At 68.8% G+C, this 3,121-nt stretch carries 2 protein-coding genes; both read left to right on the forward strand.

All coding sequences use genetic code 11. From position 1 onward, the window contains the following. The first annotated feature begins 81 nt into the window (after window positions 1-81). Window positions 82-1,071, forward strand: coding sequence for a polyketide synthase dehydratase domain-containing protein (locus tag VS93_RS32295; protein ID WP_162231721.1), 990 nt, complete (start codon window positions 82-84; stop codon window positions 1,069-1,071). Between the two features lie 179 nt (window positions 1,072-1,250). After that, the gene (locus VS93_RS32305) at window positions 1,251-3,029 is read left to right on the forward strand and encodes a type I polyketide synthase (protein ID WP_394298852.1); all 1,779 of its coding nucleotides are present in this window, start codon (window positions 1,251-1,253) and stop codon (window positions 3,027-3,029) included. The last annotated feature ends 92 nt before the right edge of the window (window positions 3,030-3,121 follow it).

Raw genomic sequence — 3,121 nt, forward strand, 5'->3', positions numbered from 1 at the left:
GGGGCCTTGTGCGCTGTGGGGGCTGACTGTGTTTCCGGTGAGGCCGGTGTTGCTTTTGTGCCGATGTTGCGCGGGGGTGGTGTGGAGGAGCGTGAGCTGGTTTTGGGGATGGCCGCGGCCTATGTGCGGGGTGTGGGGGTGGATTGGTCGGCGTTTTTCGCCGGGCGTGGTGCGTCTCGGGTGGAGCTGCCCACCTACGCCTTCCAACGCCAACGCTACTGGCTACAGGAACAGGCGACGGGCGCGGACGCCACTTCGATGGGGTTGGATTCGGCGGGGCATCCGTTGCTGGGGGCGGTGGTGGCCTCGCTGGATTCGGACGGGGTGGTGTTGACCGGCCGGCTGTCGGTTGAGACCCAGCCGTGGTTGGCCGATCACGATGTGCTGGGCCGGGTGCTGTTGCCGGGGACCGCGTTCGTGGAGCTGGCACTGCGGGCCGGTGATGAGGTGGGGTGTGACCGGATTGAGGAGTTGACGCTCCGGGCGCCGTTGGTGCTGCCGCAGCATGGGGGGACACGGGTGCGGGTGGCAGTGGCGGCGTCTGACGAGTCGGGTGCTCGAACCGTGAGCGTGCATTCCCGTGCCGAGGACGCGGTCGATGCGGCGTGGGTCCTGCACGCCGAAGGAGTATTCGCCGCTGGTTCCTTGACGTCCTCGTTCGACTGGGGCGAGTGGCCACCGCAGGGAGCAGTGTCTGTAGGGGTGGAGGGCGTGTACGAGCGCCTGCTTGAGCGTGGGTACACGTACGGACCGGTGTTCCAGGGGCTGCGTGCGGCGTGGAGGCGTGGGGAGGAGCTGTTCGCCGAAGTGGCCCTGTCGGAGCAGGCGCGGGCCGACGCCGGGCGGTTCGGGCTGCACCCCGCGTTGCTGGACGCCGCGGTACATGAGGCTCTGGACGACGGGTTCGAGGGCGCTGAAACGGTTCTCCCTTCGTGTGGAGCGGGGTGTCCCTGCATGCGGGCGGCGCCGATGAGTTGCGGGTACGGATCACGCAGCCGACTCCGGGGAGCCTTGCCCTGGCGGTCGCCGATGGTGTGGGGCGGCCGGTGCTGTCCGTGGAGTCGCTGGTGACGCGGTCGGTGTCGGCTGATCAGATCGGTGCTGTTACCGATGATGGCCAGGGGTCGTTGTTCGGGATCGAGTGGGAACCGGTGGCCGAGGCGGGGCCGGTGGCTGCGGGTGGAGAGCGGTGGGCCGTGCTGGGTTCCGGTGGTCTCGGGGTGGGGGCCGGGGTCCCGGTGTTTGCGGATGTGGCTTCCTTGGTGGAGGCGGTGAACGCGGACGCTCCGGTGCCCGATGTGGCGGTGGCGCCCTGCCCGCCGGCGGGCGGAGAGGTCGGCGCCGGGGTGCGTGCGGTGGCCGGTGCGGTGCTGGGGGTGGTGCAGGCGTGGTTGGGGGATGAGCGGCTCGCGTCATCGCGGTTGGTGGTGGTGACGCGGGGCGCAGTCGCGACCTCGGATGGTGCGGATGTGGACCTGGCGCAGGCGTCGGTGTGGGGACTGGTGCGTGCGGCGCAAGCGGAGAATCCGGGCCGGCTCGTGCTGGTCGATATCGAGGAGAAAGCCGAAGGCGAGGAGGCCGCCGATCTCCTGGCGCGGGTGGTGGCCTCAGGGGAACCCGAAGCGGCGGTACGGGACAGCCAGGTGGTGGTGCCGCGGCTCCGTCGGCAGGAGAGGTCGGCAAGCGAGGGCTGGCCAGTGCTGGATCCGGAGGGCACGGTGGTGGTCACCGGGGGCCCGAGCGGGCTGGGGGCGTTGCTGGCGCGGCATTTGGTGGTCGAACACGGGGTGCGGCATCTGTTGCTGGCCAGCCGCCGAGGGGGTGAGGCGCCCGGGGCGGAGGATCTTCGGTCTGAGCTGGTGGAGCTTGGGGCCCGAGTTTCTGTGCAGGCCTGTGATGTGGCAGATCATGACGCGCTGGCTGCGTTGTTGGCGGGCATTCCTGCGGAGCACCCGCTGACCGGGGTGGTGCATGCGGCCGGGGTGGCCGACAACGGGCTGGTGGAGTCGGTGACGCCGGAGAGCCTGGACGCGGTGCTGCGTCCGAAGGCGGATGCGGCGTGGTCCTTGCACGAACTGACCGCGCAAAGTGATCTTGGTCTGTTCGCGCTGGTGTCGTCCGCGGGGGGCTTGGTCCTCCCGGCTGGGCAGGCGAATTACGCGGCGGCGAACGTGTTCTTGGACGCGCTGGCTCAGCATCGGCGTATCCGTGGGTTGCCGGCAACCTCGTTGGCGTTTGGATTGTGGCAGGCCGATACGGGGTTGAGCGCGCAGTTGAGTGCGGCCGACCTGGAGCGGATGCGGCGCCAAGGGCTGCCGGCGTTGTCGGTGAGTGAGGGGTTGGCGTCGTTTAGCGCCGGGGTGGGCGTCGATAAGGCGGTGGTGGTGCCGCTGCGGGTGGAGGCGGCGGCACTGCGCGCCCGCACCGACGAGGTCCCGGCACTGCTGCGCAGCCTGGCCCCCGCACCCATGCGTCGTGCTGTGGAGCCTTCCACCACCGGGCAGGCGCCAGATCTGGTGCGGCGCATGCCCGGCCTGCCGCGCCGGGAGCAACAGGACGTATTGCTGGCCTTGGTCCGCGAGCACGCCGCCACCGTCCTGGGGCACGCGGGCCCCAACACGATCGACCCCGACCGCGCTTTCCAGGAATTCGGATTCGATTCGCTCACTGCGGTCGAACTGCGTAATCGTCTCGGCGCTGCGGTCGGAGTGCGGCTGTCGGCGACGGTGGTGTTCGACTATCCCACCGCCACAGCTCTGGCGAAGTACCTGCAGTCGGAGATCGTCGCAGACGGTACGGCGTCGGCCGTGCCGCTAGCCGCCGAACTCGAGAGATTGGAAGCGGCCATCTCAGCGCTCTCCCAGGCTGAACTGGAGCGCTCAGGAGTCGTGGAGTGTCTTCGGGCCCTGCTGAGGAAGTGCGGGGAAGCGCAGAGCACCACGGAGGATGCCATCGATGATCTTGAGCTCGAATCCGCGACGCGTGATGAGGTACTTGCCCTCATCGACGACGAGCTCGGAGAAAAGTAGCCGGCGAATCACGCCCCCTCACCCGACAATTTGATTAATGAGGTCGCAATGGCGGATGAGAAGAAGCTCCTTGATTATCTGAAGCGGGTGAT

This window comes from Allosalinactinospora lopnorensis, assembly GCF_000981225.1.
GTDB lineage: Bacteria > Actinomycetota > Actinomycetes > Streptosporangiales > Streptosporangiaceae > Allosalinactinospora > Allosalinactinospora lopnorensis.